Origin of the sequence: Nitrosomonas communis, from assembly GCF_900114745.1 — a bacterium.
Classification (GTDB): Bacteria; Pseudomonadota; Gammaproteobacteria; order Burkholderiales; family Nitrosomonadaceae; genus Nitrosomonas; species Nitrosomonas communis_A.
On the sequence record NZ_FOUB01000158.1, the window covers coordinates 1 to 2,410 of the forward strand.

Sequence of the window (2,410 nt, forward strand, 5' to 3'; positions counted from 1 at the left end):
CCGTGCAGGCAATACCACAAAGATCCATTTAGCGGTCGATGGTTATGGCTTGCCAGTTGAGTTTGGAATCACCGGTGGAGAAGTCAATGACTGTTCTGCCGCACCTGATTTGATTGCCAGGTTGCCTGACGCAAAAACAATAGTTGCGGACAAGGGCTATGACAGCGAATGGTTACGGGAACAGATAACGAAGAAGGGAGCTCAGGCTGTGATACCGAGAAAGCGCAACTCGTTGAAGGGTAATGCAGATATGGATGGGGGTTTATATCAATACCGGCATTGGGTGGAGAATGCTATTGCCCGGCTAAAGCAGTATCGGGCAATAGCAACACGATACGACAAACTGAAGCAAAATTACGAGAGTATGGTAGCCATAGCGTGTGGATATCTGTGGCTACCTATGTGAAATGTCAACAGACCCTAGCATAATTGAATATATACTATCTATCCAGTAATCAAATCAACCGGGATTTCTAAAATCCTGGTAGAAGTGCCAGCAGTTCAAGAGCTGAGGCACTTCCGTTTTCGTTGCTAACTTATTTGCTATCGACTGCAAAAATCCACTTAACCTATTTAACGCTCCCTCTGTTCTGCCGCACAATCTTTGCAACACAATATTTACGACAGTATTTAAAGCATCAGCTGAGGAAAATAAGGTAATAATCCATAGGGTAATGGAGGCAGCGATATAGGATGATGGACGATATTATCAAACACTGGATTACGAACAAAAGCCGGAGACAATCCAGGAGCTCTTTGTGAGGCTCTGGGCGCTCCTCGTTTAGGATCGGTTTGCTTGGCAAGTAAGCCTTTACGTAGCAGCTTCATTTTTTTTCTAGTGATAGGCTTGATGAACTGTTCACTTTTACAGAAGTATCGAATAATGTAGTTAAATTACCTCCGGCAAAGCCGGAGGCTTATTACTGTTAGCCCCTCAAAGGGGCAAGAATTGGAGCCACCTAAAGGTGGCATCACATACCAAGCTTGAGCTGATCATAGTGCTCATCCTCTTTCTCTTGGTGCTGGATATATTCTCTGACCATCTCTTCATCTAATCCTACCATGGATACAAAATAACCACGTGCCCAAAAATTTTCACCTGTGAAATTCCTTGATTTCCCCGTAAATCTCCGCGCTATCGATATTGCACTTTTCCCTTTGATATACCCTACTACGTAGGATACCGAATACTTCGGGGGAATACTGATGCACATGTGTACATGGTCAGGCATCAGGTGTCCTTCTACTATCTGACAGTTTTTCTGCGCAGCTAATTCGTGAAATACTTTTCCCAAGTGTTTTCGTATCATTCCGAATATCACTTTCTTCCTTCTTTTCGGAATAAATACGATATGGTACTTACAGTCCCATGTCGTATGGGCCAAACTCTGATAATCTCTCATTTGATTCTCCTAGCTCTTGATCAAGCTAAAAGAATCACGGTGACCGTATTACACGGTCAAACCTTTAATAGTCCCCCGGCATAGCCGGGGGATTACCTTATTTATTCATTTTTAATTTAGATGGATCGTATTTCTAGACAAAATTTGTTGTTAAGTATTATGCTTTTTTGTGCTTTCTGGTGGAGTTATGGCAAAAAAAAATAAGAATTTCTTCGGTTAATAGGCATAGCACATCCACCCCATAGCTATTTTATGCAGTAAACGGCAGAGTGCATAATCCTAGAAATGAATTACCCAGAAGTCAGTCTGGCTGCGACTTGGAAGAACAGTTTCTGGTAGGGACCGCTGCTTGCAAGTAAAAAGCGAATACGGCGAGTATTACGTAGGATGACGGCAACGATTTTGATTAGTTTGAGGCGTAGTGTGCTCAATAGGCTTGAGCCAGTTCTGTGCCTTGCAAAGCAAGGCGCCGTATGGTTTCCAGCAGGATGTAAGCCAGCGAGGACAGCAGCAGATGAAATTGATTTGACCACCAATGATGACAACTGGTGCGATCTGCAAACAGGTTAAGCTGTTGTTCCTTGATGCGATTTTCCATTTCCCCGCACGCACAGTAAAATCTCTCGTAAAGGAACTGCGGTTTACCAGTCAGATGGGTGACCACATAATGCGGATTGCTGCGTTTTTCGGTATGTTCGATTTTAATGATGATGCGCCGCAGCCGCTTCCAGCTTTTTGCAGCGTATTGAAATTCGTTAAACCACCGTATTTTCTCATCTGATGCGGCATACGGCTTCTCTGCCGCTTGCTGCCATTGCGCAGTAATCTCATTCAGTCGCTTGTTTTGGGCGATACCCATGATGTAGCCCACATCATGCCGCTCACACCAGGCCAGCTTTGTCTGAGCCGTTTGTATGCGTCCAACGCTCCCATCTAAAACATCATAATTCACTGCATTATTATCCTCAAACGTTTTCAGGAGGATAATCGATGACATTACCGATGCA

The 2,410-nt window shown here is 43.9% G+C and carries 3 protein-coding genes and 1 pseudogene; 1 reads left to right on the plus strand and 3 read right to left on the minus strand.

What is annotated here, in order from left to right:
* Window positions 1-406, plus strand: a 406-nt coding sequence (locus tag BM122_RS20990) for an IS5 family transposase (RefSeq protein ID WP_143083591.1), incomplete at its 5' end; no start/stop codon positions are given.
* A 224-nt stretch (window positions 407-630) separates the two neighbouring features.
* Here BM122_RS20990 and BM122_RS20995 read toward each other — a convergent pair.
* The 3 genes and pseudogenes from BM122_RS20995 to BM122_RS21010 form a co-directional block, all read right to left on the minus strand.
* On the minus strand, window positions 631-828 hold the full coding sequence (locus BM122_RS20995; protein WP_074907595.1) for a hypothetical protein: 198 nt from the start codon (window positions 826-828) through the stop codon (window positions 631-633).
* 143 nt (window positions 829-971) lie between these two features.
* The gene (gene tnpA / locus BM122_RS21000) at window positions 972-1,403 is read right to left on the minus strand and encodes an IS200/IS605 family transposase (protein ID WP_074907597.1); all 432 of its coding nucleotides are present in this window, start codon (window positions 1,401-1,403) and stop codon (window positions 972-974) included.
* Window positions 1,404-1,693: 290 nt separating this feature from the next.
* Window positions 1,694-2,400 (minus strand): annotated as a pseudogene (locus BM122_RS21010) (transposase).
* Window positions 2,401-2,410: the final 10 nt, after the last annotated feature.